Genomic DNA, 25,756 nt, shown 5'->3' with positions numbered 1-25,756 from the left:
AGCCATGCGGCGTCGGAGGCCTCGGCACAAGGCCGTCGCCGCGAGGGCCCGGCCCGCCGCGGATGCGATCAGGCGGCGTCGAGGCCGAGATCGATGATCGCGGCGCTGTGCGTGATCCAGCCGCAGGAGATCAGGTCGACCCCGGAGGCCGCCACGGCGCCGACCGTGGACGCGTTGATCCGGCCGGAGGCCTCCGACAGCGCGCGCCCGTCGATCATCGCGACCGCGCGGGCGAGCTGCTCAGGGCTCATGTTGTCGAGGAGCACGGCGTCGGCGCCGACCGACAACGCCTCCTGCAGCTGGTCGAGGGTGTCGACCTCGACCTCGATCTTGACGAGGTGCCCGGCCCTGGCGCGCGCCCGCTCGATCGCCGGGACGATGCCGCCGGCGACCGCCACGTGGTTGTCCTTGATCAGCACCGCGTCGTCGAGGCCGAAGCGGTGGTTGGAGCCGCCGCCGGCGCGCACCGCGTGCTTCTCCAGGGCGCGCAGGCCCGGCGTGGTCTTGCGGGTGCAGACGATCGAGGCCTTGCCGTGCGGCCGCGCCGCCTCGACGAGGCCGGACGTGGCGGTGGCGACGCCCGACATCCGGCAGAGCAGGTTCAGCGCCACGCGCTCGGCGGTGAGGATCGCGCGCGCCGGCCCCGACAGGCGGATCACCACGTCGCCGGGGGCGACCCGCGCCCCGTCGCCGCGCTCGATCACCGCCTGGACGGCCGGGTCGACCAGCGCGAAGGCGATCACCGCGGCGTCGACGCCGGAGATCACGCCGTGCTGGCGCGCGGCGATGACGCCGTCGAGGCGGGCATCCGCCGGCACGATCGCGTCGGTGGTGATGTCGCCGGCGCGGCCGAGGTCCTCCAGCAGGGCTGCGCGGACGATCGGCTCCACGAGGAGCCGCGGCAGGGGCAGGATATCGCTCATCGGGCCATCGCCTCGTCGGTGCGCTCGGGTTCGGGCATCACGGCGTGCAACGTCGTCTCGCTGTGCCGTGCCGGCGCGGCGTGGGGGAAGTCGCTGCGCCAGTGGCCGCCGCGGCTCTCGCGCCGGTCGAGGGCGGCCTGCGCGATCATCACGGCGGTGAGCGCGGCATCGCAGCCCGCCTCCGCCAGCGGCGTCAGGGCGTCGACGGCGGCCCGAAGCCCGGCCTCGTCGCGCACCACGCCGACGTGGCGCTCCATGGTCTGCCGGATCGCCGGCAGGTCGCCCGCCGGGCGCTCGGTGCGGATGTCCGGCACGGCCGGCCCCGGCGGCATCGCGTCCAAGGCGTCGGCGATGAAGCCCGAATAGGCCAGCGCCTCGAGGAGCGAGTTGCTGGCGAGGCGGTTGGCGCCGTGCAGGCCGGTGGAGGCGACCTCCCCGTTCGCGTAGAGGCCAGGGACGCTCGACGCGCCCGCGCCGTCCACGCGGATGCCGCCCATGTGGTAGTGCGCGGCCGGCCGCACCGGGATCGCCTGCCGCGCCGGGTCGATGCCGGCTTGGGCGCACAGGCCGGCGACCGTCGGAAACCGCGTCGCCATCGCAGCGCCGAGCGCCCCGCGCGTGTCGAGGGAGACGGTTCGGCCGCGCGCCAGCGCCTGGAAGATGCCGCGGGCGACGACGTCGCGCGGGGCGAGGTCGCCGCCGGCGATGCCCGCCATCACGGCGGCGCCGGTCTCGTCGACGAGGCGCGCGCCCTCCCCCCGCAGCGCCTCGGTGGCGAGGGGCATCGGGTCGGCCCCGACGGCGATCGCCGTCGGGTGGAACTGCACGAACTCGAGGTCGCGCATCACCGCGCCGGCGCGTGCCGCCAGCGCCAGGCCCTGACCCGTGGCGCCGCGCGGGTTCGTGGTCGAGGCGTAGAGCGCGCCGACGCCGCCGGTGGCGAGCACCACCGCCCGGGCGGGGATGCGGAAGCGGGCGCCGTCGCGCTCGCACACCACGCCGGCCACCGCCCCGTGCTCGTCGCGCAGCAGGTCGTGGACCGAGGCCGTCACCAGCTCGATCGAGGGCGTGGCGAACACCGCCCGGACCAGAGTCTCGAGGACGCGGGCCCCGGTGGAATCGCCGCCGGCCCGCACGATCCGGCGGCGGCCGTGGGCCGCCTCCAGGCCGAGGGCCAGCGCGCCGGCGGCGTCGCGGTCGAACGGCGCGCCGAGGGAGACCAGCCAGTCGATCAGCCGCGGGCCTTCCGCGGCGACCCGCAGGGCGACCGCGGGATCGGTGAGGCCTGCGCCGGCGGCCTCGGTGTCGGCGGCATGAAGCGACGGCGCGTCGTCGGCGCCGATCGCGGCGGCGATGCCGCCCTGGGCCCAGCCGGTGGCGGTGCCGAGCCCGAGCGGCGCGGCGCTGACGAGCGTCACCGGTCGCGGCGCGAGCCGCAGGGCGACGCTCAAGCCGGCGACGCCGGCGCCGACGACGACGACGCGGTCGGCGGGGTTGCGCGAGAACGCGTTCATCGCGCACCCACCGCGAGCATGCGCTCCACGGCGGCCCGCGCCCGGTCGGCCAGCGCGGGATCGACGACGACCTCGTGGGTCATGGTCTCCAGGGCGTGCCGGATGTTCGACAGGCTCATGCGCTTCATGTGCGGGCACATGTTGCAGGGCTTGATGAACTCGATGTCCGGGTTGGCGGCGGCGATGTTGTCGGCCATCGAACACTCGGTGACGAGCACGACCTGGGCCGGGCGCTTCTCCAGGACGAAGTTCATCATCATCGCGGTCGAGCCCGAGAAGTCGGATTCGGCCACCACGTCCGGCGGGCATTCGGGGTGAGCGATGACGGTGACGCCGGGATAGCTCTCGCGCACGTCGCGGATGTCGGCGGGCGTGAAGCGCTCGTGCACCTCGCAGTGGCCGGCCCAGGTCAGGATCTCGATCTCGGGCAGCACCGCCTGGACGTTCTGCGCCAGGAACTCGTCCGGGATCATCAGCACGCGCTTCACGCCGAGCGAGCGGATCACCTCCACCGCGTTGCCAGAGGTGCAGCACAGGTCGGACTCGGCCTTCACCGCGGCCGAGGTGTTGACGTAGGTCACGATCGGCACGCCGGGGTACTTCGCGCGCAGGCCGCGCACGTCCGCGGCGGTGATCGAGTCGGCGAGCGAGCAGCCGGCGGCGAGGTCCGGGATCAGCACGGTCTTGCCCGGATTGAGGAGCTTGGCGGTCTCGGCCATGAAGTGCACGCCGGCGAGCACGATCACGTCGGCCTTCACCGTCACCGCCTCGCGGGCGAGCGCCAGGCTGTCGCCGACGATGTCGGCCACCGTGTGGAAGATTTCCGGCGCCTGGTAGTTGTGCGCCAGGATCACGGCGTTGCGCTCGCGCTTGAGGCGGAGGATCGCCTCGATGTCGGGCACGAGGGCCGGCCACTCGATCGCCGGGATGTGCCGGCTGACGCGGGCGTAGATGTCGGGCAGCGGCATCCCGGCGGGGACGGCGCGGGGGGCGGAGACAGGAAACGCGGTCGACGCCATGGCGCCCTCCATTATGCTCAGTTTGAGCATTGTGCCGCCTAAGTTAGGCGCGCCGCATCGCCCTGTCTAGATATGCTGAGACTGAGCATAACGGTTTTGCGACGCACCCGCCCGCATGCGTCGCGACACGCCGCCCGTCCACACGAGCCGCGTCGGCGCCGACCCAGATCGCCGCAGGCCGAAATCGCTCGAAGATAACCTATGTTGCTGCGGTGCCCGAACGATTGCGCGAAATCCCGATTGGGTGCCGAGGCGCCATCGGAACTCCAGCTGCGCGGGGCACGATGCTCATCACCACGGAAGACTGTAACGGCACCTCGGAATCCCTGTCCGTCGAGGCGCCGAAACTGTCCGATGCTATCCGCATCCACCTGGGTGAGCATCTAAGAACCACCTATGCCGCCTCGATGCAGGCCCCGCCGCCGCCGCATCTCGGCGACCTGCTGGCGCGGCTCGAGGCCCTGCTCGCCGACGCGAAGGGGCGCGACGACGCGGCGTTCCGCGCCGGCCTCCTCGAAGCGGCGACCAGCCTGCACAGCTTCGCCATCTCGCTGACGCGCAACCCGTCGGCAGCCGACGACCTGGTGCAGGACACGATGCTGCGCGCCTGGCGCAGCCGCGGCAGCTTCAAGGTCGGCACCAACCTCGGTGCGTGGCTGTTCACGATCATGCGGAACGCTTTCTACAGCGTGCACCGCAAGCACGCCCGCGAGGTCGCCGACAGCGGCGGCGACCACGCCGCACGCCTGACGAGCCTGCCCGAGCAGGGCGGCCATCTCGACCTGCAGGACGTGCAGGCCGCGCTCGGGCGGCTGTCGCCGCCGATGCGCGAGGCGCTGATCCTGGTGGCGGTCGAGAACGTGTCCTACGAGGAGGCGGCCGCGATCCTCAAATGCCGGATCGGCACGGTGAAGAGCCGGGTCTGGCGCGCCCGCGACCAGCTCGCCCACATGCTCGGCTACACCGGCGCCGAGGTCGGGGCGGACCACCTCACCCTGTCGGCGATCGGCGAAAGCGCCGTCGGCGTCGGAGCCTGACCGAAGCGGCGGCGCGCCTGCGAGCCTCCACGACGCCGCCTGCGCGACGCCCGGTTGCTTTCTGCCGATCGCATTCTTCATCCAGTTGCGCCGATACGGCGCAGTTTGGAACGGATCGAATCAATCCGTCTGGCGTTCCCGTTGCGACACCGCCCTGCGGGCACGCCCTTCGCCCGCACCACAGCGCCCGGCATGCCGGCCGCACGGGACAGCGAGCATGACGGACAAGACACGAGACGGCGCCTTCGCGCTGACCCGGCGGACGCTGGTGGAAAGCTGTGCGGCCGCCGCGGCGGCCACGGGCTTCGGCGTTTCGGCAAGGCCTGCCTTCGCCACGGAGCCCGGCGACCCGGCCCCGCAGATGCTGCCGGTCCGCCTGACCGTGAACGGCACGGCGCACGACCTCACCCTCGACACCCGCACGACGCTCCTCGACGCGTTGCGCGAGCATCTCGACCTCAACGGCTCGAAGAAGGGTTGCGACCACGGCCAGTGCGGCGCCTGCACGGTTCTGATCGACGGGCGCCGGATCAATTCCTGCCTGACGCTGGCCGCGATGCACGAGGGCGACGCGATCACCACCATCGAGGGCCTCGGCACCGAAGAGCAGCTTCACCCGCTTCAGGCCGCCTTCCTCCACCATGACGGCTTCCAGTGCGGATACTGCACGCCGGGCCAGATCTGCTCCAGTGTCGGCATGCTGTCGGAGGCCAAGGCCGGCTGGCCGAGCCACGTCACCGAGGACCTCGTCGGCAAGGCCGACTTCACCGATGCCGAGATCCGCGAGCGGATGAGCGGCAACCTCTGTCGCTGCAGCGCCTACCCGAACATCGTCGCCGCGATCCGCGAAGTGGCGGATTCCTCCGCCGGCACCGAACTCTAAAGGGCGCGCGCGATGAAAGCCTTCACCTACGAGCGCCCCGCCACCGTGCGCGACGCCGCCCGCCTCGCGGCCGAGCGGCCGAACGCCAAGTTCATCGCCGGCGGCACCAACCTGCTCGACCTGATGAAGCTGCAGGTCGAGACGCCGACGACCTTGATCGACATCAACCGCCTACCGCTCGACAAGGTGGAAGCCACCGCCGACGGCGGCCTGCGCATCGGCGCACTTGTGCGCAACTCGGACCTCGCCGCCGACCCTCGGGTGCGCAAGGATTACGCGGTGCTGGCCAAGGCCCTGCTCGCGGGCGCCTCAGGGCAGCTGCGCAATAAGGCGACCACCGCTGGAAACCTGCTTCAGCGCACCCGATGCTACTACTTCTACGACACGTCGAAACCCTGCAACAAACGCGAGCCCGGCTCGGGCTGCTCAGCGATCGGCGGGTTCAACCGCATCATGGCGGTGCTCGACACCAGCGACGCCTGCATCGCCACCAACCCGTCCGACATGAACGTCGCGATGCGCGTCCTCGATGCCGGCGTCGAGACCCTGTCGCCGAACGGCGCGACCCGCACGATCCCGATGGCGCAGTTCCACCGCCTGCCGGGCGACACCCCGCAGATCGAGACCGCTCTGCAACCCGGCGAGATCATCACCGCGGTGACGCTGCCGAAGCCGGTCGAGGGCCTGCACGTCTACCGCAAGGTCCGCGACCGCGCCTCCTACGCCTTCGCTACCGTCTCGATCGCCGCGGTGATCGGGAAGGCGGACGGCAAGATCACCCAGGCGCGGATGGCGTTCGGCGGGCTCGCGCACAAGCCGTGGCGGGTCGAGGCGGCCGAGGCCACGCTCGCGAAGGGCGGCAGCGCGGACGACGCCGCCGACGCGGTGCTCGCCGGCGCCCGCGGCTACGGCACCAACGACTTCAAGATCCCGCTGACCCGGCGGACGCTCCGCGCGGTGGTGACCGACGCCACCCGGACCTGACCGTCCCAAGCTTCCAGGATGAACGCCATGGAGATGAACCAGCCGGTCGGCAAGACGCCGCTCGACGACAAGGCCGACGGCCTCGTCGGGCGGCCGATCGACCGCATCGACGGCCGCCTCAAGGTGATGGGGCGCGCGCCCTACGCCTACGAGACCCGCGAGGTGAAGAACCCGGCCTATGGCTTCATCGTCGGCGCGACGATCGCCGCCGGCACGATCCGCTCGATCGACACGGCCGCAGCCGTGAAGGCGCCGGGCGTCATCCATGTGATGACCCACGAGAACGTGCCCGCGCAGGGCGAGAAGAAGGAGCAGGTCTGGCCCCAGCTCACCGGGACGAATGTCGCGTTCTTCGACCAGCCGGTGGCCTTCGTCGTCGCCGAGACCTTCGAGCAGGCCCGTGCCGCGGCCAAGCTCGTCAAGGTCGCCTACGACGTCCGGACGCCCAAGGCATCGCTTCGGGCGGCCCTGCCGCAGGCGATCGAGCCGAAGAAGGTCCAGACCGACCCGGACTCGAAGCTCGGCGACTTCGACGGCGCGTTCGCGTCCGCCCCGGTCAAGCTCGATGTCGAGTACACCACCCCGACGCAGATCCACGCCCAGATGGAGCCGCATGCCACCATCGCCTCCTGGGAGGGCGACAAGGTCGTGCTCTATACGGCGAACCAGATGCTCAACCGAGGGCAGAAGTCGTTGGCCTCGGTGCTGAAGCTGCCGGTCGAGAACGTCCGGCTGGTGAGCCACTACATCGGCGGCGGCTTCGGTTCGAAGCTCCAGCCGATGCCGGAGGCGACGCTGGCGGCGCTGGCCTCCAAGGCGACCGGGCGCCCGGTGAAGGTCGCGCTGACCCGGCAGCAGGAATTCCACGTCGCGACCCACCGCACCGACACGATCCAGCGCATTCGGCTGGCCTCGGATCGCGATGGCAAGCTGACGGCTCTGTCGCACGAATCGTGGTCCGACACCGCGCAGGGCGACGAGTTCTACGAAACCTCGGCCAACGTCACGCGCTCGCTCTACGCCGCGCCGAACCGCATCACCCGCCACCGCCTGGCCAAGCTCGACCTACCGATCGCCTCGTCGATGCGCGCGCCCGGCGAGGCCGTCGGCATGTTGGCCTTCGAGTGCGCCATGGACGAGCTGGCCGAGCAGATCGGCCTCGATCCGATCGAGTTGCGCGTCCGCAACGAGCCGACGCAGGACCCCGAGAAGCAGGTGCCGTTCACGGTGCGCCAGCTCGTACCGTGCATGCGGGAAGGGGCCAAGCTCTTCGGCTGGGACCGGCGTAAGCCCGCCGGCACGACGCATGACGGCAACTGGATGGTCGGCATGGGCATGTCGGCGGCGGCCCGCCTCAACCCGCTGATGCCCTCTTCGGCTTCGGTGAAGCTCGGTGCCGACGGATACCTCACCGTGCGGATGGCGATGACCGACATCGGGACGGGCACCTACACCATCCTCGCTCAGATCGCCGGGGAGATGATGGGCCTACCAATCGAGCGCATCCGCGTCGAGATCGGCGACACCGCCTACCCGGCGGCCTCCGGCTCCGGCGGATCGTTCGGGGCGGGCTCGGCCGGCTCAGCGCTCTACGTCGCCTGCGCGGCTTTGCGCGACAAGCTCGTGGCGGCGACCGACCTGCACCCGGATGGCGTCGTCTTCGCCGACGGGCGCGTCACCTCCGGCAACCGCTCGGAGGCGCTGGTGGACCTCGCCGGCGCCGACGGCGTCTCGGCGGAGGGCGAGATCAAGCCGGGCGCCTTGAAGGAGAAGTACTCGCACTACTCGTTCGGCGCGCACTTCGCCGAGGTCGGCGTCGATCGCGACACCGGCGAGATCCGGCTCCGCCGGATGCTCGGCGTATTCACCGGTGGGCGCATCCTCAATGCGAAGACCGCCCGAAGCCAGGCGATCGGCGGGATGACCTTCGGCGTCGGCGCAGCATTGATGGAGGATGCGGTGATCGACGAACGCACCGCCACCTACGTCAACCACGACCTCGCCGAGTACCATGTCCCGGTGCACGCCGACATTCCGGCGATGGATGCGGTGTTCCTCCCCGAGGTCGACGACAAGGCCAACCCGCTCAAGAGCAAGGGCCTCGGCGAGCTGGGCATCTGCGGCGCCGGCGCGGCTCTGGCCAACGCCGTCTACAACGCCACCGGCATCCGCATCCGCGACTACCCGCTGACGCTGGACAAGGTGCTGAAGGGTTTCGAGGAGCAGGACGGACGGGCCCCGCGCCGGGCATGATCGACACCGCAGGTTGACGGCGGCACGTTCGGTGGACATCCCGCGATGAGCCAACATCCGGGAGCCACACCATGGTGTCCGCCGACCGCCATCCCCCGCCCCGCTTCAACGCGACGCGCTACTGCCTCGGGGTGAACGCCGAGGCGCGGTCGGAGAAGACTGCGCTGATCCTGGTCGGCGCGGACGACGCGGTCGAGAGCCTGACCTTCGCCGAGGCCGACCGGGCCGTGCGCGGAATCGCGGCCGGGCTCCTCGCCCGTGGGCTGCGCCGCGGCGACCGGGTGATGATCCGGATGGGCAACGAGACCGACTACGTCCTCGTCTACTTCGCTGCGCTCGCCGCCGGGCTCGTCGCCCTGCCCTCCTCGCCGCAGCTGACGCCGGCCGAGGCGGCGTTCCTCATGGAGAATTCCGGCGCGGCCGCGGTCGCCGTCGGCGGAGGCTGCGTGATCGAGCCGGCCGACCTCGGCGACCGCATCCTCCTCGACGGCGCCGCGATCGCCGCGATGAAGGCCGGAGACCCGATCCCCGACTACGCCGACACGGCCGCCGACGACCCGGCGACCCTGGTCTACACCTCCGGCACCACGAGCCGGCCGAAGGGCGTGCTGCACGCCCACCGCACGATCTACGGGCGGCGCCCGATGCTCGACCACTGGCTCGGACTGTCGGAAGCCGACACGATGCTGCATGCCGGCACGATGAACTGGACCTATACGCTCGGCGTCGGCATCACCGATCCGTGGTCGGTCGGGGCGACGGCGGTGCTCTACAACGGCCCGCGCGACCCGGTCGTCTGGCCGCGGCTGATCGCGCGCCATCGCGCCACGATCTTCGCCGCCGTCCCGAGCCTCTACCGCCAGATCCTCAAATACGGCGACCCGGCCGCCTTCGACCTGTCGAGCCTGCGCCACGGCTGCACCGCGGGCGAGGCGCTCCCCGGGGACGTGCTCGACGCCTGGACCCAAGCCACGGGAAAGCCGCTCTACGAGGCGCTGGGCATGAGCGAGATCTCGACCTACGTCTCGACCGGGCCGACGATCCCGCAGCGCCGCGGCTCGCCCGGCAAGCCGCAGCCGGGCCGTCACGTGGCGATCCTCCCCGTCGCCGGACCGCCCGAGCCGCTGCCGCCCGGCGAGACCGGCCTCCTCGCCGTCCACCGCTCGGAGCCTGGCCTGATGCTCGGCTACTGGAACCGCCCCGACGAGGAGGCGCAGGTGATGCGCGGCGACTGGTTCGCCGGGGGCGACCTCGCCTGCCTCGATGCGGAGGGCTACCTCTGGTTCGAGGGCCGCAACGACGACCTGATGAATGCGATGGGCTACCGCGTCTCGCCCAACGAGGTCGAGGGCGCGCTGATCGCCCATCCGAGCGTCGCCGAGGCCGGTGTCGCCGAGTTGCCGGTGCGGGCCGACGTGTCGGTGATCTGCGGCTTCGTTGTGCTGCAGCCGGGCGCGGAGCCGGATGCCGACGCGCTGATCGCGTGGTGTGCCGAGCGGCTGGCCGCCTACAAGCGCCCGCGCGAGATCCGCTTCCTCGACGCCCTCCCCCGCACCGCCAACGGCAAGGTGCAGCGCAAGCGGCTCGCCGCCGCGGCCGGAGCTCGTAGCACGTGACCGCGAACCCGCCGAACGGCACGATCGCCCTGCCGATCTCCGTCTTCATCATCGCCCGCAACGAGGCGGACCGCATCGGCGCGACGATCCGCGCGGTGCGAGACCTCACCGACGACCTCGTCGTGGTCGATTCCGGCTCGACCGACGGGACTCAGGCGCTGGCCGCCTCGCTCGGCGCCCGGGTGATCCACAACGACTGGCCGGGCTACGGCCCGCAGAAGCGCTTCGCCGAGGACCGGTGCCGCCACGACTGGCTCCTGAACCTCGACGCCGACGAGGTGGTGCCCCCCGACCTCGCGAGTGACATCCGCGCCCTGTTCGCCGAGGGCGAGCCCGGCAAGGCCGCCTGGCGCATCGCCATCGCCGAGGTCTTCCCCGGCGAGAGCCGCCCCCACCGCTGGGCCTACGCGCTGACGCCGGTGCGGCTCTACCGGAAGGACCGCGGGCGCTATTCGCCCTCCCCCGTCCACGACCGCGTGGCGCTCGAGCCCGGCGTCGAGCCCGGGCGGCTGAAGGGGGTGATCCACCATTTCTCGGTGCGCTCGCTCGGCGACCAGCTCGACAAGCTCAACCGCTATTCCGACCAGCAGGCCGACGACCTCGAGGCGCGCGGCGTCGCGATCCCGACCTGGCGAGTGTTCGTCGAGCTGCCCGGCAACTTCCTGAAGGCGTATCTCGGCCGCCGCCACTGCATGCGCGGCGTCTACGGCTTCCTCACCGCGATGAACTACGCGATCTCGCGCCACCTGCGCATCGCGAAACACTACGAGCGCCGAAGGGCCTCCGCGGCCTCTCCGCCCCGAGATTCGCTTGACCGCCCCGGTCCGACCTCTTAGAGCCGACGACGCTGGAGACGTGGCCGAGCGGCTGAAGGCACTCGTTTGCTAAATGAGCATACCCAGAAATGGGTATCGAGGGTTCGAATCCCTCCGTCTCCGCCACCCATGCGTGGCCCCGAAAACCGAAGCGATTTCAACGGGTCGCAGACATCTACGACGGCCCGCGTACCGCACACGTACCGCAAATCGCCGGCCCTTGCGTACCGCGCCGGGGGCCGCCATCCACAAGGATCGGCCGCCCGATCCTTCCGCGCTCACCGCCCCGCGGCCCGCGCCGCGTCCCGGTCCCGGCGCTCCCGCCCCAACTTTCTCGCCAGGTCGGCCGGCCTCGATGCCCGCACGTAGCCGCGGCTGACCTGCCCGGACATGGTCGCCAGTTCCTGCAGGGCGTCCCCCAGCGCCCGCCGCAGGGCGTCGCGCGCGTCGCCGTCGGCCGCCTCCAGGTAGGCCTGCTCCATCTCGTCCACGGCGCGCTCCATTGATTCGTCCATGAGAACGAATGGAGAACAAATCCGCCGCGGAGTCGATCCCTGGCCGCGGCATTTCGCGACCCCCAACGTATCGCGGACGGGACCGTATCGGCCTTGCCGCACCACCTACGGAACGCCCCGGCCCGGACCGGCGGGCCGACGTCGGGCGCACGTGCGCCCATGTGCTCCCGTGTGCGCCCTCCGTATACCCTAGGCTATACTTTCCGAATTCGAGCGCCGTTGCAGTCTTTTATGGGTCAGGTATAGCAACCGGCATATTTCAGGAAACGCGTTACCAGTGTTTTTTGCCCCCTAGATCAGGGCTCCGAGGGTGTCGGCATCCTCGTCGGGGAGCGCGGCAGGGCCCGGCGCCTGTCCCATGCCTCCCGGACGAGGTCGCGGACGAGCCGGAGGAAGAGGAACGTCAGCATCCAGAGCCGCCCGATCGCGATCGGCAGCCCGACGATCACGACCGCGGCGACCATCAGGCCGATCGGCAGCCCGAAGGCGAGGAAGGCGAGCCCGGCGAGGACCATCTCCAAGGTGCTCATCTCGCTCAGGCCTCCACGCTATCGGCCTGGGGCTCTGCCGCCGCGGCCTTCCTCCGGCGCCACGGTGCGTCGGCCTCCCAGTCCCCGGCCATGATCGAGCCGTAGGGCTCGACCGTGTCGACGATCTCGGCGAGGTCGTAGCGCTCGATCTGAGCCCGGACCGACGCGGCGTCCTTGTAGGCGCCGGGCAGCTCGGACAGGTCCGGGCGGCCGCAATAGAACCGGGCGTCGATTCCCTCAGGCCAGGCAGGCGCGTGGCTGCGCAGGTAGGCGGTGCGGGACAGGTTGCGGCCGGCGCCATGGGGGGCGAAGCCGAGGGTCTCCTTCCGGTCGCGATGCCGGGTGATCAGGATCGGCTCTGCCATGTTGAGCGGGATGAGGGTGCGGCCGGCGTCTTCGGGCGAGAACCCTGACCAGGACGGGGTCGCGCCCTTGCCGTGGTAAAACAGGCCGTCGGCGCGCCTGAAGACGAAGTTGTGCTCGTTCCAGAACCTGTCGACGACCAGCGCCTCGATGCCGAGCTGCGCCCGGGCGAGGTCGTGGATCGCGTAGTGGCTCTCGCGGGTCCAGACGCGGACGAGTTGCAGAGCCTCCCAGTAGGCCTGCCCGTCGGCGGTGTCGGCCTGGATCCAGGCGTTGTGCGCCGGGACCTCGGGCGCGACCTTCGCGGTGTGGCGCTTCGCGACCGCCATGCCCTTCTTGTACAGGCCGGCGCCGAACCCACGGGACCCGTGGTGCGTAACGAGGGCGACCTGCCCGGTCGACGCCAGGCGTCCGACGTAGGCGAAGTGGTTGCCATCCCCCTGGCTCGCGAAGTCGCCGGCGGCCTTGCCGGTCAGGTCGGAGAGGAAGGGGTTGGCGGCGATCGCGTCCGCGAGCCCGACCGGCAGCGCGACGGGATCCCTGCGCCCCCCGGGGCCGAAGTGCGTGATGGCCTGGACCGCGTCGAGGAGGGTCTTGGGATCGACGCCGCCGGCGAACACGGTGATCGCGACCGAGCAGCAGATGTCGGCCGAGTGGAAGCCGGGGTGGATCGCGTTGCGGGCCGCGACCGCGCCTCCGACTGGGATCGTGCCCGGGGCGGATCCGGAGGGGCAGGCGTCGGGCATAACAGCGCCGGCCTCGATCGTCGGAACCCGCATCAGCTCGTCCATGTGGCGAATGACGCCGGCGAGGTTCGCCCGCTCCTCGTCGGTCTCGGCGTCGAGGAACACCCCGTAGGCCAGGGGCGCGGCGCGCATCGGGATCGTGACCTCGACCGGGATCAGCTCCCGCACGGCTGAGACGATCGCCTCGTCATCCTGCCCGGCGGTGCGAAGCTCGTTCGCGCGGGCGATCGCCGCCTGGAAGTGGCGCCCCGGCTTGAAGCCCCAGCCGATCAGGGTCTGCCCGTTGATGTCCATGGTGTTCCCTTTCAGCTGAAAAACGACCCGCACGCCGGCAGCCCGCCGCCGCGGCGGATCCGGGCGTCCTCGTGCGTGAAGCGGTCCAACGACAGTTCGGTGTGCCCGCCCCGCGGTAGGACCGCCGGCGGGGCCTCGTCCTGCGTGGGGGACGCATCCGCGATCCTGGCGAGCGTGGCGGCCGAGAGGGCGGAATGACTCGTATATTGGTCATTCGAGCCGGTTGAGCCCGGATTGACTCGTATATTGGTCATCCCTTCCGCCTCGCGGCGGCCTTCGCGCGCCTGCAGATCTCCCAGCACTCCGGGTTGCCCTCGGCCCGATCGAGGCATCCCCCGCTGCACCGCGCGTAGGCCCCGAGCATGCGGGCGAACGCCGGGTCGGCGGGCTCGCCGGGCAGGTACGGGGCGACGGCCTCGCGGGCCCGGGCCGGCGCGGGGACGGTGGCAGGCCGGGTCATGCCGCGGCCCGCTCCGGGTAGAGAAGGTTGAAGCGGGCGAGGCGGTCCCGGGCGACGCGGATCGCCTCGACGGCCGTTCGGTAGGCCAGCATCGACTCGCCGGTCAGCTCGCCGCGCTTGTCGACCATGGCGAACCGGGACGCGAACTCGTCCTCGGCGATCGCCTCGTCGAGGTGCGCCTGCAGGCCCCGGCGCGCCAGGGCGATCATGTCGAACTCGGTGGGCTCGATCGTCATGCTGCCTCCTGCAGATCTGCGAACAGGGGAAGGGGTGCGGGAGCCCGGCGGACCTTGGCCGGCGCCGGCGCCAGGTTGGCCTCGACCAAGGCCTTCGCCAGCAGCGGGACGACGCTGTTCCCGCACATGCGGACCTGCGCCGTGCGGGTCAGCCGAACCGGCGCGCCGTCGGGCCCGATGCCGGTCTCGATGACGTAGGCGTCCGGGAATCCTTGAGCCCGGAACAGTTCGCGGGGCGCGAGCATCCGCATCCCGATGTCGACGATGGCGTGCGGGACGCCGGCGAGATCCACGGTGACTACGGCGTGCCGGTCACGGGTGGTGACCGTGTGCAGGGGATCCGTGACCGCCGGGTCCCCGTCCGCCCCGTAGTATTGAGCGAGGAAGGCGGCGACGACCGAGGTCTTGTTCACGCACGTGACCGTGCCGACCGGCGCGTCGACGGCGGCACCGGTTGAGGCCCCGAACTGCCGGTCCAGCAGGGCCGCGACGACGGTCTGCTGCGAGCCCGTGGCGGTCACCGTCGAGACCGGCTCCCCAGCCTCGCGCCCCACGTTCCCGAGGTTGTGCTGGGCCAGGTAGGCGGCGGTGACGTAGTGCCGGGGCGCGCCAGCCATGACGGTGTGCAGCGGCTCGTCGGCCGGAACGCCCGCGCCGTTCTCGGCGAGCTTGCCCATGAAGGCGGCGACGACCGCGTGGTGCGTGCCGCCGGCCATCACGGTGTGCACCGGTTCGTCCGCGGCGTAGTGAGGCTTGTCGCCGTGGTTGCTCTTGGCGACGAAGGCGGTCGCCAGGGCGAAGCGGTGCGCCGTCGTGACCGTCGGCAGCGGCGCATCGAGATCGGCCACGCGCTCGCCGCCCTCGACCTTGGTTCCGTAGTAGGAGGTGATGAACGGCGTCACCAGCCCATGCCCGACCGTCGCGGTCAGGGTTGCCATCGGTGCATCGAGCGACCGGGATCCAGATCCGTTCCGAGGCTCCCCGTAAGCCGTCTCGACGATGAACGGTGATGCCGCATCCAGCACGTACCGCTTCACCCCCTTGGCGATCCTCGACATGGTCTTGTCGGCGAGCGGCCGGTTGGCGCCGACGGCGCGCCCCTCCTCGGCCGAGAGGAAGATCGAGTGACACGGCAGCGACCAGTCGATGATCTCGGCCGCGGTGCGCCAGGGCTGGCGCAGGCCTGCCAGGACCTCCACTGATCCCGGGGCGGCGTGCGTCGGCTCTGGCCACCGGATCGGCTTGCCGTCGCAGCGCGCCACCAGGAACAGCCGCTTCCGGATCGTGGGCGCGCCGTAGTCGCAGGCGCGCAGCTCGCGGTGCTCGACCCGGTAGCCGAGGCGGCGCAGCTCCCCGCACCAGGCGTCGAAGGTCTGCCCGGAGCGGGCGGCGCAGGGGCGGCCGTCCTTGTCGAGCGGCCCCCACTTCCGGAACTCCTCGACGTTCTCCAGGAGGATGACGCGGGGCCGGACCTGTTTGGCCCAGCGCACCACCACCCAGGCCAGGTCGCGGATCGCCTGCTCGCGCGGCTTCCCGCCCTTGGCCTTCGAATGGTGTTTGCAGTCCGGCGACGCCCAGAGCAGGCCGACGCGCTTGCCGCCGGTCGCGGCGATGGGGTCGACCTTCCAGATGTTGTGGTTGAGGTGACGCGTCCCCGGGTGGTTGGCCCGGTGCATCGCCAGGGCCTCGCCGTCGTGGTTGATCGCGATGTCGGGATCCCGGCCGAGCGCGAGCCGGATGCCCTCGGACGGGCCGCCGCCGCCCGCGAAGCTGTCGACGATGAGCTCGTCGGGATGGATGTCGAAGTCGAGCAACACGGGATCCCCTCTGTTGCTCTGAGGGTCGCACCGGTCCCGGATTCGTACAGAGGCGCGCCTGCAACACCGAGCCGACATCCGAGACATCCAGACGTGCGGGGACTCCCCAATACTGTCTGTCCGCCGCATCTTCGGGTCATGCAGCGGCCACGACGGCGCTGCCCCCCGCACTGGTCGCGGGGATGACACTGGCTGGCCCCCTCGTGCACGAGGTGACCCTGCCCCCTGCAGAAGCTGTGCGGGGATGACACCTTCAGGCAGCCGAATGGCCGCCCGTCTGGACCTCCCCTGCCAAGTCGGCAGGGATGACACTGACGATCACTTGTGCATATCCGAGTTTGCAACGATCAGTGCCCGCCCGGTTCGGGCGGGATGGACAGGGGAAGGCCTCGGGGAAACCCGGGGCCTTCTCTGTTACAAAGTGCTGACCGATCCGCTGATCTGTCAGCATCTTGTAACGCCACCCCCGGCGTCCAGGGATTTCTTTACCAGATCATCGATCGGCCGTTGCCCCGGGATTCCTCGTCTGTCATGGTCCTCGCCATGAGCAATCTCCTGAAATCGAAACGCGCCCCCTTCGCCGCCTGAGCCCAGCGCTCGGCGCCCTGCGCGTTCGAATTCAGTGAGCCTCCCCCATGTCCAAGATCAGCGACTCGGCCGTGAAGGCCGTCCGGAAGAAGCTGTCCGCCTATACGCAGCCGCGTTGGCACCAGATCGGTGACCACAACCCGGCGACGATCGAGCTGCTGTCGGGGGCCGAATTCATTGGCGGCTCCGCCCTGGTGGACATGGAGACTGTCCTTCGGCCGCTCCTGGCGCCGGACAGCAAGCACAGGCTGCCGAAGGGCCTCGGGCGGGCAATCCGGGCGGCGCTCGCCAAGCCGCGGATCAGCACCCTCCGCAGCCTGGAGGCCGAGTGCCTGCACATCGTCGAGCAGGCGGAGGCCGGCCATCCGCCTGTGCTGGGTGAGACCCTGTTCCTCATCCGGGACCTAATGGAGCGGATGGCCGTCTACGGGGCCGCCCTGGGCTGCCCTGAGGCATCGAAGCGCTGCGCGGTCCTGTGCACCCGTTACTGGCCGTCCCGGGGCATCTCCTCGTTCGTCGACGTCATCACGTACGGGCTGATGCGGTCGACGATCGACTACCTGGCGATGGCCGATACGATCTGCACGGACGACGGCGAGAGCTATCTGCCCGAGAGCAGACACATGCAGGTCGGCATGCACGAGACGCCGATCCGCGGCCTCGTCCACGTGCTCGGCGTCGTGCAGGAGGCGATCGCCGCCGGCGAGATCGGCTCGGTCGACGCGCTGAACGAGGAGATGGCCGCGATCGAGGCGGCCGCCGTCGCCGAGGACCGCGCCGGAATCGTGCGCCGGCCCGCCGAGAAGGCCCCACCGCGCCCGGACCCGGTCGACGGCGGGCTCGACCTCGACGGGTGGCTGCCGACCGGCCCCGGCCTGCGCGTCGTCGGCGACGTCAGCCACGTCAAGAAGGGGTCCAAGGGGGACGACCCGGTCAAGGAGGCGGAGGGGGTGATCGGCAAGCACCTGCCCCTGGTGATGCCCCCGGCCGACCTGGCGGCGGTCCGGGCCGAGCTCCTGGCGGAATGCCCGCACGGGGTGCGCATCGTCGATCGACTCCTGCGCCCGCTCGCGATGCAGGACACGACGCGGCTGCCGCACGTCCTGCTGTGGGGACCGCCCGGCGGCGGCAAGACGCGGCTCGCCCGGCGGATCGGGGAGGTCCTGGACCTCCAGCCGGCGGTCTATTCGATGGCCGGCTCGATGGATGCCATGGCGATTATGGGGGTTTCGCGCGGGTGGTCGACCGGCGGATTTTCGGCGCCGATGCGCGAATTCATCCGGACGAAGATCGCCAACCCGATGATCGTCGTCGACGAGGTCGACAAGATGGGGACGTCCCGACACAACGGGAACGCCGGCGACGCCCTGATCAACCTGCTCGGCGTCGAGACATCTGCCCGCTACAGGGACATCTACCTGACCGCCGACGTAGACGCCAGTCGCGTGCAGTGGATCCTCACCGCGAATACGCTGGACACCGTCCCGCGCGCGCTGATCGACCGCTGCCTCGTCCTGCGCGTCGACGAGCCGGGGGCCGAGCACCTGCGCGTCCTGGCGACCTCGATCCTGGAGGACGTGAAGGCCGAGCGCGGCCTGGACGATGTCTGGGCGCCGCCGTTCGACGGCGTGGAATGGGCTGCCCTGGAGGAGAACTGGTCTCAGGGTGGCAGCCTGCGCGCCCTCCGCCGCCTGATCGAAGTCGTCCTCGATGCCCGGGACGGGGGGCTGCGCCAATGAGCGTCGTCCTCGCCGAACTCCGCGCCCTGCGCGCCGACGTGGAGGCCGACGTCGAGATGGAGCGCGTCGACGCCCACCTCGGCCGGGGCGTCCACGGCTACCTCGGCGCCCTAGCCCGCCTCGTCGCCGACGGGGACCGGGATCCCTCCCGGGCCCTGAACGAGGGCCGCAGCGCCGCGGGATTCCTCCGCGCCGTCCCCCGCCTGCCAACCCCTCGTCCATGGAGCGACCGATGCCGCGCGTGATCCCCCATGAAGCCATGACGTTCCTGCGCGGCGCGCTGGGCGATGACGGCGCGGTCGGCATCGCCGTCGAGGGCGTCGACGTGACCGACGCCGGCCCCCGCGTGCGGTTCATCGTGCCCCGCCTGCGCCGGGCCCGCGTCGACCCGCAGCGCGTGCCGGACCGGGAGGCTGTCGCCGAGCTCGTCAGCCGCATGGTGGCGCTGCGCTGGCGGGACGGACCGGCGCCGCGCCCGGTCCCCGAGGAAAGCTACATGGTCCTGATGGAGGCGCACCCCCGGATCTACGATGCGCCGACCGAGACGAGCCGGGGCTGGCACTGGGTGCTGGCTGCGACGGCCGCGTGGATCGAGGAAGGCGCGATCCCGAAGGGGTTCAGCACGGTTCAGGTCAAGGAGAAGTACGGCACTCTGCGATTCTATTGCCATGGCGGCGGCACGCGCATCATCCGCATCGCAGCCGCGGCCGAGTGGATCTCGGGGGCGGTCTGCGACGTGTGCGGCGCGCCGGGATCGCTCCGGCCCAGCGGATGGCTGCGGACGACCTGCGATGCCCACGCCAAGTGCTGACGTCTATCGCAACCTGACGCGGAAGGCGTGGTCCATCCGGATCGCAGGCCGCGTCGTCGGGCACGTCCCGGCGATCGCGCTCGCCGGCGTGACGCTCCGGACCTCGGAGGCCTCCCGCCTCCGGTGCCTCCGCCTAGGGATCAGGGACGTGCACGCATGGGCCCGGGGTGTCCCCGTCCCGGGACTGCCCCGGCCGGCGGAGGCGGTCCGGATCCGGTACCGGCTCGACCGCCCCGGCTTCCGCGACCCGGAAGGCCGTCCGGTCTCCGAGTGGAATGCTTGCTGGTTCGAGGCAGACGGCAGCGCATGGTGCCTTGCAGGGCCGGGTGAGAGGCTGGGGGCGGGAGGGACCGACATGGCCAGACCTTACGACCGCAAGATCCTCAGCTCCGACCTGGCGCACGTGTCGCGCGCCGGGCTGCTGGACGACTGGGCACTCCAGCGCGCCGGCCGCCGCGGCGATGGGTACGTCCTCGTCGGCACCGACGAACAGGGCCGCGTCCGGGAGACCGGACAGGTGCAGGGCTGGGACATCCAGGCCGGCTGGGCATGGGTCACCGGCACCGGCCTCCTCCGGCTCGGCACGCCCCGTTCCGCGATCCCCTCGACCGGAGTGACGCTCTGATGCGCCCGCGCGAAATGCGACCTGACGAACTGGTGGAGATGGCGCTCCGGCGCGCCCGCCTCCGCGAGGTCGTGGAGAACCTTCAGGCCGACTGGAATCCGGGCGCGGACGCCGTCGCCGCGGCCCCCTATCTCGATCGGTGGGAGACGTCCCGCTACCCCGGAACGGACCGCCCCTGCCTCAAGGGAACCGTCTACGGCCACCCCGTCGCCGGCGACGCTTTCCTGACGACCAGCGTCATCCGGCACCAGGGCAACGGGTTCGCCATCACCGAGAGTTCGGGGCGGCTCTACGTCCTCGGCCGAGAGAACCGGCAGCACAAGCGCACCCGGATCCTGAGCGGCCGCCGCGGCGCGTTCCGGCCCGCTCAGGCCGCCCCGCCGTCCCCGTCCGAGGACACCCACGACGACCTCCCCGAACTCGAAGGACCCCCGCTGTGATGCGTTCCCTGTTCCTCGCCGCGGCCGTCGCCGCCAGCGCCACGCCGTCCCTCGCGGAGGATATAACCTGGCTCCTGCCCGCCCCCGGGTTCTATTGCCCGATCGGCGAGAACGTCATGCCTATCCGGATCCAGGAGGACGGCGGCATGGTGATCGACTCCCTGGACTGCGGGAAGGTGCGCCTGGAGGGCGGCCAGGTGCTGTCGCCTTCATGCGTCACGAACGGCGGCGACCGGGTGCCCTACACGACCGATCTGGAGGTCCTGCCGAGCGGCGGGCTGGTGCACGATGGGGTGACGTTCCGGCGCCGCGACGGCCGGCCGCCCTGCCCGTAGGCCGACGTCGGGCGCACGTCAGGCGCACGTCAGGCGCACGTGCGCCCGTGTGCGCCTTCCGGTTAGCCTAGGCTATACTTTTCGAATTCTTTCGGCCTGAAAGCATCTTAGCGATCAGGTATAGCAACGGGCATAATTCAGGATCTGCGTTACTACCCGTTCAGGCGGCCTTCACGACCGGCATCGAGCTCGCGTCGTAAGCCTTGAGGATCCGGATGGTCTCGGGGCTGCGGATCCGGCCGTCGAGGAACGTCCCGGCGTCGATCGCATCCAGGAGGATCGCGCAGGTCGCCCGGATGTGGGCGAGGTGGCTGACGCCGGACTGGTCGTCTGCGTTCTCGCCCGAGGCCCACAGCGTCAGGTGCCGCTCGATGGCGCCGACGTAGGTCTCGGCGTCGATCGGGTCGGTGCGCCAGTTGTGCCGTCCGTAGGCCTTGGCCGGGCAGTCGGCGCCGAGCCCGAGGACGGCCGCCTCCTGCACCAGTGCGATGCGCGGGATCAGCTCCAGGGGGAGCTTGCGGATGCCGACGGTGCGCTTCGGGTTCTCGCGCGGCGCCGGGGCCGCGTCCTGCAGGGCCTCGATCGCGGCGCGAGCGTCGTCCTCGTAGGGGCAGGGCTTCAAGGTGTTGACGCAGCAGCTGTCGCCGAGTCCGCACAGGGCCGCGGCGACCAGGTGCACGGTGTTCGCGTCACTTGGCATAGAACGCCCCGATCATGTCCTCGCCGGCCAGCCAGCCGGCCGGGGCGGTGACCATGGTGCCCGGGGTGAGGTGCAACGGCTCGACCGGCTGCACCCTCGTCCCGGCCGGGAGGTGGATCTCGGTGAGGCCCTTCAGGACCTCCAAGGTGGTCTCGCCGGCGTAGGGCTTCTCGGGCAGCACCGCCGTCCAGACCTCGCGCATCAGGTCCGGGTGGAACAGCGGAAGCGCCGGGTAGCCCTCGTCCGGCCCGGCTTCCATCGAGCCGATGGCGTAGGCGCCGCTGTCGTGCTGGCCGACGGGCTGGACGTAGTAGACCGGTAGCCGGGCCTCGTGGGCCCATACGATCTCCTGCGCGATGCCCTTGGACCGCTCCCACCCCGGCAGCATGACGACGACGACGAGCTGGCAGGCCAGCAGCATGGCCTTGTCGCGGATCATCCAGTCGGCGTGCGTGAGCTTCGCGCCGCCGATCGCCTCGACCCCGTAGGAATCGGCGATCGGCGAGTAGACCGCGAGCGGCGTGCAGGCCTGCAGCGCGGCCGCGGCCCTGCAGGCGTCCTTCCAGGCCATCTCCTTCGTCGGGTACACCGTGAAGGGGCTCGCCATGTAGATGCGGCTGCCGATGGCGTGCTGCAGGCAGGCGCGCAGGGCGACGTTGTCGGTGCGGATCATCAGGCGTTCCCCTCGGGCTGCGCGTCGAGGATGGCCTCGCGGGCTCGCGACACCTCCCCGTAGGCGCGGTGATAGGTGATGGTCTGGATCGAGCGCCCGGACAGGAGGCCGGCGCCATAATGCCAGGCGTCCTGCGCCACCGGCACCTGGTGGGACTCGGCCACGACCGCGCCGGCCTCGAAGCCCAGCAGCCGCTTGTGGTGGATGTGGAAGCCGTGGGCGTAGCGGAACCGTGTCAGGCCCCAGTCCTCGGCGCGCCGGGCCGCCATGACGCCAGGCAGGTCCTGGAGCTTCGTCTCGTAGCCGTGGGTGGCGGCCAGCATCACCCGGCCGAACCGGGCGTACCAGAACAGCGACGGGTCGAGGTCGACGGCGACCCGGGGCTCGTTGCGGTACAAGGCGTAGAGGAAGTGGGCGATCGCGACGGCGCAGTGCTCGTCGTGGTTCCCCTTGAGGATCCGGACGACGACGCGGTCGTGCCTGCGCAGCATGGCATCGACGGTCCGGACGGTTAGCCGGGAGGCGACGTCGAACACCTTCGGGTACCGGCCGTCGACGTCGAGCTGGTTTCCGGACCGGGCGGTGCGGTTGTCCTGGTTGTCGGCGTGCATCAGGTCGCCGCCCCCGAGGACGACGCCGAGGCCCGAGGCCGGGGACCGCTCGACGACGTTCTCGACGGCGCGGCCGATGACCTCTTCGGCGATCTTCAGGTCCCAGTCCGTCCCGGTCTCGCGGCCCAAGCTGTGCGCCCCGATGTGCCAGTCGGCCAGAGGCAGCAGCGTCAGCAGGTCGGCTCCCGCGGCCGCCGGCGCCGGGATCGGCTCGTGCCGGCCCTCGTAGCCCTCGAAGGCCGCCTTGATCGCCTCGATGACGTCCTGAGGGTCCCGGCCCTCGCGGGTCTTCACCCATTCCTGGGTCACCCGGCCCGAGGAATCCTTCAGGATGGACACGCCCTTCAGCAGACGGCCGGCTGGAATTTCAGCCAGGCGGCCCGGGGCCTTGAACTGGGTCACGTACTCGCGGGCGACGTCGCCGTGCCTGTCGAGGACCGCCGTCGTCCGCTTCAGCTCGAAGCCCGGGAGCACCGACTTGGTGCCGAGTTCCCCGCGATAGGCACTGAAAGCCCGTTCGGTATCATTACTCTGCACCGTCCCTGAGAGCCGTTTGACGCGCTCCCAGACGCTCGATCGGGCCATCCCGAGGGCCTTGGCGGCGGCCCGGACGGAGCCGGCGTCCCGGACGGCGGACAGGATCTGGTCGTCGGTGGCGCGTGCGGCGGTCATCAGGCGGCCTTCCGGGTGAGTGTCTGTGCCATGGCCTCGGCCTCGCGGACCCGACGCTGGGTGGACGCGTTACGTCAGGGCGACCATCCGGACCGACCAGCGCCGCAGCATCCGCAGCAGGGCATCAGGCTCGACCGGGAAATCCCAGGCCGGTGCGGGCGCCGGGCGGATCGGGACGACCCAGGGCGACGTCGCCGTCTGCCGGGCCTCCAACCTTGCGAGCCTGGCGGCCATCTCCTCGATGAGGTGTTCGTGGCTGGCCAGCCTACGCAACAGGTCGGCGACCTGGTCGACCTCGGCCGGGACGATGGGGGTGGCCCGGGGCGCCGGAGCCGACTGGCGCTCGACAAGCCGTGGGGCCGGCATGGGACGCGGGGGACGGGCTGGCGGGGCCTCGACCTCCTCGACCTCGGGCCCGGCGGGCCGGGGGACGCGCCTCCAGGTCTCGCCGGCCACCTTCATGCGGCGACCTTCCTGGGCAAGCGCGTGGATGAAGGCGTAGGCCCAGTGCCAGCGCTCGCGGGCGATGCCGAGGCCGTAGCCGTCGACGATCTCGGCCACCTTGCGCGGGTCGATCTCGCCGCAAAGCTGGCGGAATGTGCCGTCCTTGGGGCGGGCCATCAGGACCTCCGGGTCACGGGATTGCGGAAGGTGGAGGCGGCGAGGCGCTCGCCGGCGTCGGCGATGACGTTCCGGATCGCGGCCTCGCCGTAGCGCTGGGCGGGCCCCTTCGTCGGGGACACCGACCGCAGCAGGGCGATCTCGGCCTTGAGGAGGGTGATGTCCGAGGCGGTCATGCTGCGCGCTCTGGGCCGTAGCCGCGCAGCTCGCGGAACCGGCGCACAAGCCGGGCGAGCTCCACTGCCTTGTCCCCGATGAGTTCGACGGTCGCGATCCAGTCGCAGTCCCAGTCCGTGTCGCTCGCGACGAGGATCAGGGCGAAGCCCCGGGGCCCGGCGACCTGAACCAGTTGGTCCGCCCGATGCGGCAGGCCCTCCGATTCCAGCCAGGCGAGGATCGTCGGGGTGACGGTCGCCAAGACCTCGGCGACGTACGCGGTGGCGGGCAGGCGCCCGCGCAGGTCCTCGACGATCGAGAGGACTGTCTGGCCCCCAGCGGCGGCCGGCGTCGCCGCCAGGGCCCCCAGGACGAGGAAGGCGGCGAGGCGGGTCACGCGGTGGGCGGGGGCGCATCAGTCGGCATCCCTCAGGGCTCGGGTGGCCAGCTCGCGCAGGCGGTCCCGGGCGGCGCGGTGCAGCTGGAGGTTCGCCCGCTGGAAGTCCTCGGGCTCCCAACCCGCGTAGGTCTCCCGGACGATCGCGACGGCGGCGAAATGGGTCAGGCGATCCCCGTCGACCCGGGGCGCCCAGATGGTGGTGGCGAGCTCGTGGCCGCCGGCGACCGCCTTCACGGTGGCGTCGTCGATGCGGGCGAGCGTGAGGTCGTGGCCGCGCATCAGTATGCCCTCCGGCGCAGGTTGCGGTGGGTGAGCCCGTACCGGCCGATCAGCGCGGCCTCGGCGCGACCCTCGTGCTTGATCAGGCGGAAGATCGTCGGCGCGTGCGCGGGCCAGAGCCGGCGGACCAGGTTGAGCGACGTCTTCTTGTCGGCGCTGACGCCGGTGCGGGCCTTCCACAAGGTCGGGTCGACCGAGTCCCGCGGGATCGCCAGCAGGTCGAGGACCGCCAGCACCGCGCCGTAGCGGCGGCCGAAGTTGAACCGGCCCGAGATCCCCATGGCCCGGCCCTTGATCCGGGTGATCTGCCCGACGAGCTCGACGGTGGCAGCCTGGGGCGCCAGGTCGCGCCAGGTGTCGGCGAGCCTAACGACGTCGATCTCGCCGTCGGCGCCGATCGGGAAGTCGCCGGCGACCAGCAGCAGGCCGTGCCCGTCGAGGAGCGCCCAAGCCCCATGCAGGCCGGGGTCGACGCCGAGGTGCCGATCCGGGGCATCTCGGGCCGGCCCGCCTCGGAGGCGACGGCTGCGCACTCTGCCGCCGGTCCGGCCATTTTGACCTTTCACGCGACGCGGGTACCATCCTCGAATTCGTCGGTGGGAGTGCTGCCCCGTCGACGGTCCCGTTCCCCGTGCTGACCGTTGAGCCCCTTGCTCCCCTCTCCCTCAGACCGCCTTGCGCTCCAGCGCCGACACATCCGGGAACTTCACCCGCGGCGGTCGCGCGGGAAAATCTGCACGGCCCGGGCCGCTCGGGACGGCCGCGGCTGGGACGAGGGCATCGTCGCACCGTCCTCGAAGGCGCTCTCCAAGCAGATCGCCGAAGCCGAGATCGAGTACCAGGGGCAGCTCAGGTTCTCCGGCCGTCGGGGCAACGCCAACGTCACCGGCATTGGGGCGGCGTCCCTGGACTACGACTTTTACAAGCCGGGGTTGCCCTACGCCCATTTGTCGGCCGAGGAAGTCGCGGCCCTGCTCATCGAGACCTACGACAAGGCTGGGATCCCGCGGCTCTCGCTCGTTCCCGACAGCGGACAGGGATGCTACGGATCCTGGCTGTTCACCACTCAGATGGACGGCAAGGCCCTGCCGCGATGGCAGC

General features: G+C 71.1%; 30 protein-coding genes, 1 tRNA gene and 1 pseudogene. 15 read left to right on the top strand and 17 right to left on the bottom strand.

What is annotated here, in order from left to right:
• Window positions 1–68 precede the first annotated feature (68 nt).
• Genes nadC through nadA form a run of 3 tightly spaced genes read right to left on the bottom strand, consistent with a single transcriptional unit; the run spans window position 69 to window position 3,456 of the window.
• Entirely contained in the window at window positions 69–923 is an 855-nt protein-coding gene (nadC, locus tag MFF13_RS18775; protein ID WP_147754326.1) for a carboxylating nicotinate-nucleotide diphosphorylase, read from the bottom strand.
• Window positions 920–2,437, bottom strand: coding sequence for an L-aspartate oxidase (locus MFF13_RS18770; protein ID WP_147763684.1), 1,518 nt, complete (start codon window positions 2,435–2,437; stop codon window positions 920–922). Before MFF13_RS18770 ends, nadC begins: the two co-directional genes overlap by 4 nt.
• The gene (gene nadA / locus MFF13_RS18765; protein WP_147750061.1) at window positions 2,434–3,456 is read right to left on the bottom strand and encodes a quinolinate synthase NadA; all 1,023 of its coding nucleotides are present in this window, start codon (window positions 3,454–3,456) and stop codon (window positions 2,434–2,436) included. The genes MFF13_RS18770 and nadA overlap by 4 nt, the downstream gene beginning before the upstream one ends.
• Before the next feature lie 284 nt (window positions 3,457–3,740).
• On the opposite strand from nadA, the gene MFF13_RS18760 reads away from it, so the two are divergent.
• The 7 genes from MFF13_RS18760 to MFF13_RS18730 all read left to right on the top strand — a co-directional run bounded on the left by MFF13_RS18760 (window position 3,741) and on the right by MFF13_RS18730 (window position 11,170).
• A complete protein-coding gene (locus tag MFF13_RS18760; protein ID WP_238272702.1) occupies window positions 3,741–4,493 on the top strand; it encodes a sigma-70 family RNA polymerase sigma factor in 753 nt (250 codons plus the stop codon).
• A 217-nt stretch (window positions 4,494–4,710) separates the two neighbouring features.
• The gene (gene paoA, locus MFF13_RS18755) at window positions 4,711–5,376 is read left to right on the top strand and encodes an aldehyde dehydrogenase iron-sulfur subunit PaoA (protein ID WP_147750059.1); all 666 of its coding nucleotides are present in this window, start codon (window positions 4,711–4,713) and stop codon (window positions 5,374–5,376) included.
• A gap of 12 nt (window positions 5,377–5,388) precedes the next feature.
• The gene (locus MFF13_RS18750) at window positions 5,389–6,360 is read left to right on the top strand and encodes an FAD binding domain-containing protein (protein WP_147750058.1); all 972 of its coding nucleotides are present in this window, start codon (window positions 5,389–5,391) and stop codon (window positions 6,358–6,360) included.
• Window positions 6,361–6,387: 27 nt separating this feature from the next.
• Window positions 6,388–8,613, top strand: a complete 2,226-nt coding sequence (locus MFF13_RS18745) for a xanthine dehydrogenase family protein molybdopterin-binding subunit (protein ID WP_147750057.1) — start codon at window positions 6,388–6,390, stop codon at window positions 8,611–8,613.
• 71 nt (window positions 8,614–8,684) lie between these two features.
• Window positions 8,685–10,229, top strand: a complete 1,545-nt coding sequence (locus MFF13_RS18740) for an acetate--CoA ligase (RefSeq protein WP_238272701.1) — start codon at window positions 8,685–8,687, stop codon at window positions 10,227–10,229.
• Entirely contained in the window at window positions 10,226–11,065 is an 840-nt protein-coding gene (locus MFF13_RS18735; protein ID WP_238272700.1) for a glycosyltransferase family 2 protein, read from the top strand. Before MFF13_RS18740 ends, MFF13_RS18735 begins: the two co-directional genes overlap by 4 nt.
• Window positions 11,066–11,078: 13 nt before the next feature.
• Window positions 11,079–11,170: transfer RNA gene (locus MFF13_RS18730), tRNA-Ser, on the top strand.
• A gap of 152 nt (window positions 11,171–11,322) precedes the next feature.
• Here the strand turns inward: MFF13_RS18730 and MFF13_RS18725 are convergent.
• The 6 genes from MFF13_RS18725 to MFF13_RS18700 all read right to left on the bottom strand — a co-directional run bounded on the left by MFF13_RS18725 (window position 11,323) and on the right by MFF13_RS18700 (window position 16,005).
• Window positions 11,323–11,559, bottom strand: coding sequence for a hypothetical protein (locus MFF13_RS18725; RefSeq protein ID WP_238272699.1), 237 nt, complete (start codon window positions 11,557–11,559; stop codon window positions 11,323–11,325).
• Window positions 11,560–11,855: 296 nt separating this feature from the next.
• Window positions 11,856–12,089 (bottom strand): hypothetical protein, encoded by a 234-nt coding sequence (locus MFF13_RS18720; protein ID WP_238272698.1) that lies wholly within the window; start codon window positions 12,087–12,089, stop codon window positions 11,856–11,858.
• A gap of 5 nt (window positions 12,090–12,094) precedes the next feature.
• Window positions 12,095–13,492 (bottom strand): RtcB family protein, encoded by a 1,398-nt coding sequence (locus MFF13_RS18715; protein ID WP_238272697.1) that lies wholly within the window; start codon window positions 13,490–13,492, stop codon window positions 12,095–12,097.
• A gap of 250 nt (window positions 13,493–13,742) precedes the next feature.
• Window positions 13,743–13,952, bottom strand: a complete 210-nt coding sequence (locus MFF13_RS18710; RefSeq protein ID WP_238272696.1) for a hypothetical protein — start codon at window positions 13,950–13,952, stop codon at window positions 13,743–13,745.
• Window positions 13,949–14,188, bottom strand: coding sequence for a hypothetical protein (locus tag MFF13_RS18705; protein WP_238272695.1), 240 nt, complete (start codon window positions 14,186–14,188; stop codon window positions 13,949–13,951). Before MFF13_RS18705 ends, MFF13_RS18710 begins: the two co-directional genes overlap by 4 nt.
• On the bottom strand, window positions 14,185–16,005 hold the full coding sequence (locus tag MFF13_RS18700) for a DNA cytosine methyltransferase (RefSeq protein ID WP_238272694.1): 1,821 nt from the start codon (window positions 16,003–16,005) through the stop codon (window positions 14,185–14,187). Before MFF13_RS18700 ends, MFF13_RS18705 begins: the two co-directional genes overlap by 4 nt.
• A 635-nt stretch (window positions 16,006–16,640) precedes the next feature.
• Here MFF13_RS18700 and MFF13_RS26440 point away from each other — a divergent pair.
• The 7 genes and pseudogenes from MFF13_RS26440 (at window position 16,641) to MFF13_RS18665 (ending at window position 20,543) form a co-directional block, all read left to right on the top strand.
• The gene (locus MFF13_RS26440) at window positions 16,641–18,332 is read left to right on the top strand and encodes an AAA family ATPase (protein ID WP_283205828.1); all 1,692 of its coding nucleotides are present in this window, start codon (window positions 16,641–16,643) and stop codon (window positions 18,330–18,332) included.
• Complete coding sequence (locus MFF13_RS18685) at window positions 18,329–18,577, top strand: hypothetical protein (protein ID WP_238272693.1); 249 nt, start codon at window positions 18,329–18,331, stop codon at window positions 18,575–18,577. Before MFF13_RS26440 ends, MFF13_RS18685 begins: the two co-directional genes overlap by 4 nt.
• The gene (locus tag MFF13_RS18680) at window positions 18,565–19,143 is read left to right on the top strand and encodes a hypothetical protein (protein WP_238272692.1); all 579 of its coding nucleotides are present in this window, start codon (window positions 18,565–18,567) and stop codon (window positions 19,141–19,143) included. Before MFF13_RS18685 ends, MFF13_RS18680 begins: the two co-directional genes overlap by 13 nt.
• Window positions 19,124–19,357: pseudogene (locus MFF13_RS26640) on the top strand (L5-gp82 domain-containing phage-derived protein); the annotation flags it as partial. The gene MFF13_RS18680 and the pseudogene MFF13_RS26640, both read left to right, overlap by 20 nt.
• A 141-nt stretch (window positions 19,358–19,498) precedes the next feature.
• Window positions 19,499–19,768, top strand: coding sequence for a hypothetical protein (locus tag MFF13_RS18675; protein ID WP_238272691.1), 270 nt, complete (start codon window positions 19,499–19,501; stop codon window positions 19,766–19,768).
• Window positions 19,768–20,208 carry a hypothetical protein gene (locus tag MFF13_RS18670; protein WP_238272690.1) on the top strand — a complete coding sequence of 147 codons (441 nt, stop codon included), beginning with the start codon at window positions 19,768–19,770 and terminating at the stop codon, window positions 20,206–20,208. The genes MFF13_RS18675 and MFF13_RS18670 overlap by 1 nt, the downstream gene beginning before the upstream one ends.
• Window positions 20,208–20,543 (top strand): hypothetical protein, encoded by a 336-nt coding sequence (locus MFF13_RS18665; protein WP_238272689.1) that lies wholly within the window; start codon window positions 20,208–20,210, stop codon window positions 20,541–20,543. The genes MFF13_RS18670 and MFF13_RS18665 overlap by 1 nt, the downstream gene beginning before the upstream one ends.
• A 160-nt stretch (window positions 20,544–20,703) precedes the next feature.
• On the opposite strand, the gene MFF13_RS18660 is transcribed toward MFF13_RS18665, so the two are convergent.
• The 8 genes from MFF13_RS18660 to MFF13_RS18625 form a co-directional block, all read right to left on the bottom strand.
• Window positions 20,704–21,243, bottom strand: a complete 540-nt coding sequence (locus MFF13_RS18660; RefSeq protein ID WP_238272688.1) for a dATP/dGTP diphosphohydrolase domain-containing protein — start codon at window positions 21,241–21,243, stop codon at window positions 20,704–20,706.
• Window positions 21,233–21,916, bottom strand: a complete 684-nt coding sequence (locus MFF13_RS18655) for a DUF1937 family protein (protein ID WP_147750042.1) — start codon at window positions 21,914–21,916, stop codon at window positions 21,233–21,235. Before MFF13_RS18655 ends, MFF13_RS18660 begins: the two co-directional genes overlap by 11 nt.
• Window positions 21,916–23,199, bottom strand: coding sequence for a helix-turn-helix domain-containing protein (locus MFF13_RS18650; protein ID WP_238272687.1), 1,284 nt, complete (start codon window positions 23,197–23,199; stop codon window positions 21,916–21,918). Before MFF13_RS18650 ends, MFF13_RS18655 begins: the two co-directional genes overlap by 1 nt.
• 69 nt (window positions 23,200–23,268) lie before the next feature.
• Window positions 23,269–23,820, bottom strand: coding sequence for a hypothetical protein (locus MFF13_RS18645; RefSeq protein WP_238272686.1), 552 nt, complete (start codon window positions 23,818–23,820; stop codon window positions 23,269–23,271).
• The gene (locus tag MFF13_RS18640) at window positions 23,820–23,996 is read right to left on the bottom strand and encodes a hypothetical protein (protein ID WP_187275010.1); all 177 of its coding nucleotides are present in this window, start codon (window positions 23,994–23,996) and stop codon (window positions 23,820–23,822) included. The genes MFF13_RS18645 and MFF13_RS18640 overlap by 1 nt, the downstream gene beginning before the upstream one ends.
• A complete protein-coding gene (locus MFF13_RS18635; protein ID WP_238272685.1) occupies window positions 23,993–24,373 on the bottom strand; it encodes a hypothetical protein in 381 nt (126 codons plus the stop codon). Before MFF13_RS18635 ends, MFF13_RS18640 begins: the two co-directional genes overlap by 4 nt.
• 18 nt (window positions 24,374–24,391) lie before the next feature.
• Window positions 24,392–24,655 (bottom strand): hypothetical protein, encoded by a 264-nt coding sequence (locus tag MFF13_RS18630; RefSeq protein WP_238272684.1) that lies wholly within the window; start codon window positions 24,653–24,655, stop codon window positions 24,392–24,394.
• On the bottom strand, window positions 24,655–25,188 hold the full coding sequence (locus tag MFF13_RS18625; protein WP_238272683.1) for a RuvC family protein: 534 nt from the start codon (window positions 25,186–25,188) through the stop codon (window positions 24,655–24,657). Before MFF13_RS18625 ends, MFF13_RS18630 begins: the two co-directional genes overlap by 1 nt.
• Window positions 25,189–25,296: 108 nt before the next feature.
• On the opposite strand from MFF13_RS18625, the gene MFF13_RS18620 reads away from it, so the two are divergent.
• The coding region (locus MFF13_RS18620) for a hypothetical protein (protein ID WP_238272682.1) at window positions 25,297–25,756 on the top strand (460 nt) is incomplete at its 3' end.

It is taken from the genome of Methylobacterium cerastii, from assembly GCF_022179125.1.
GTDB classification, from domain to species: Bacteria; Pseudomonadota; Alphaproteobacteria; order Rhizobiales; family Beijerinckiaceae; genus Methylobacterium; species Methylobacterium cerastii.
This window is presented reverse-complemented; position numbering and strand designations above follow the sequence as displayed.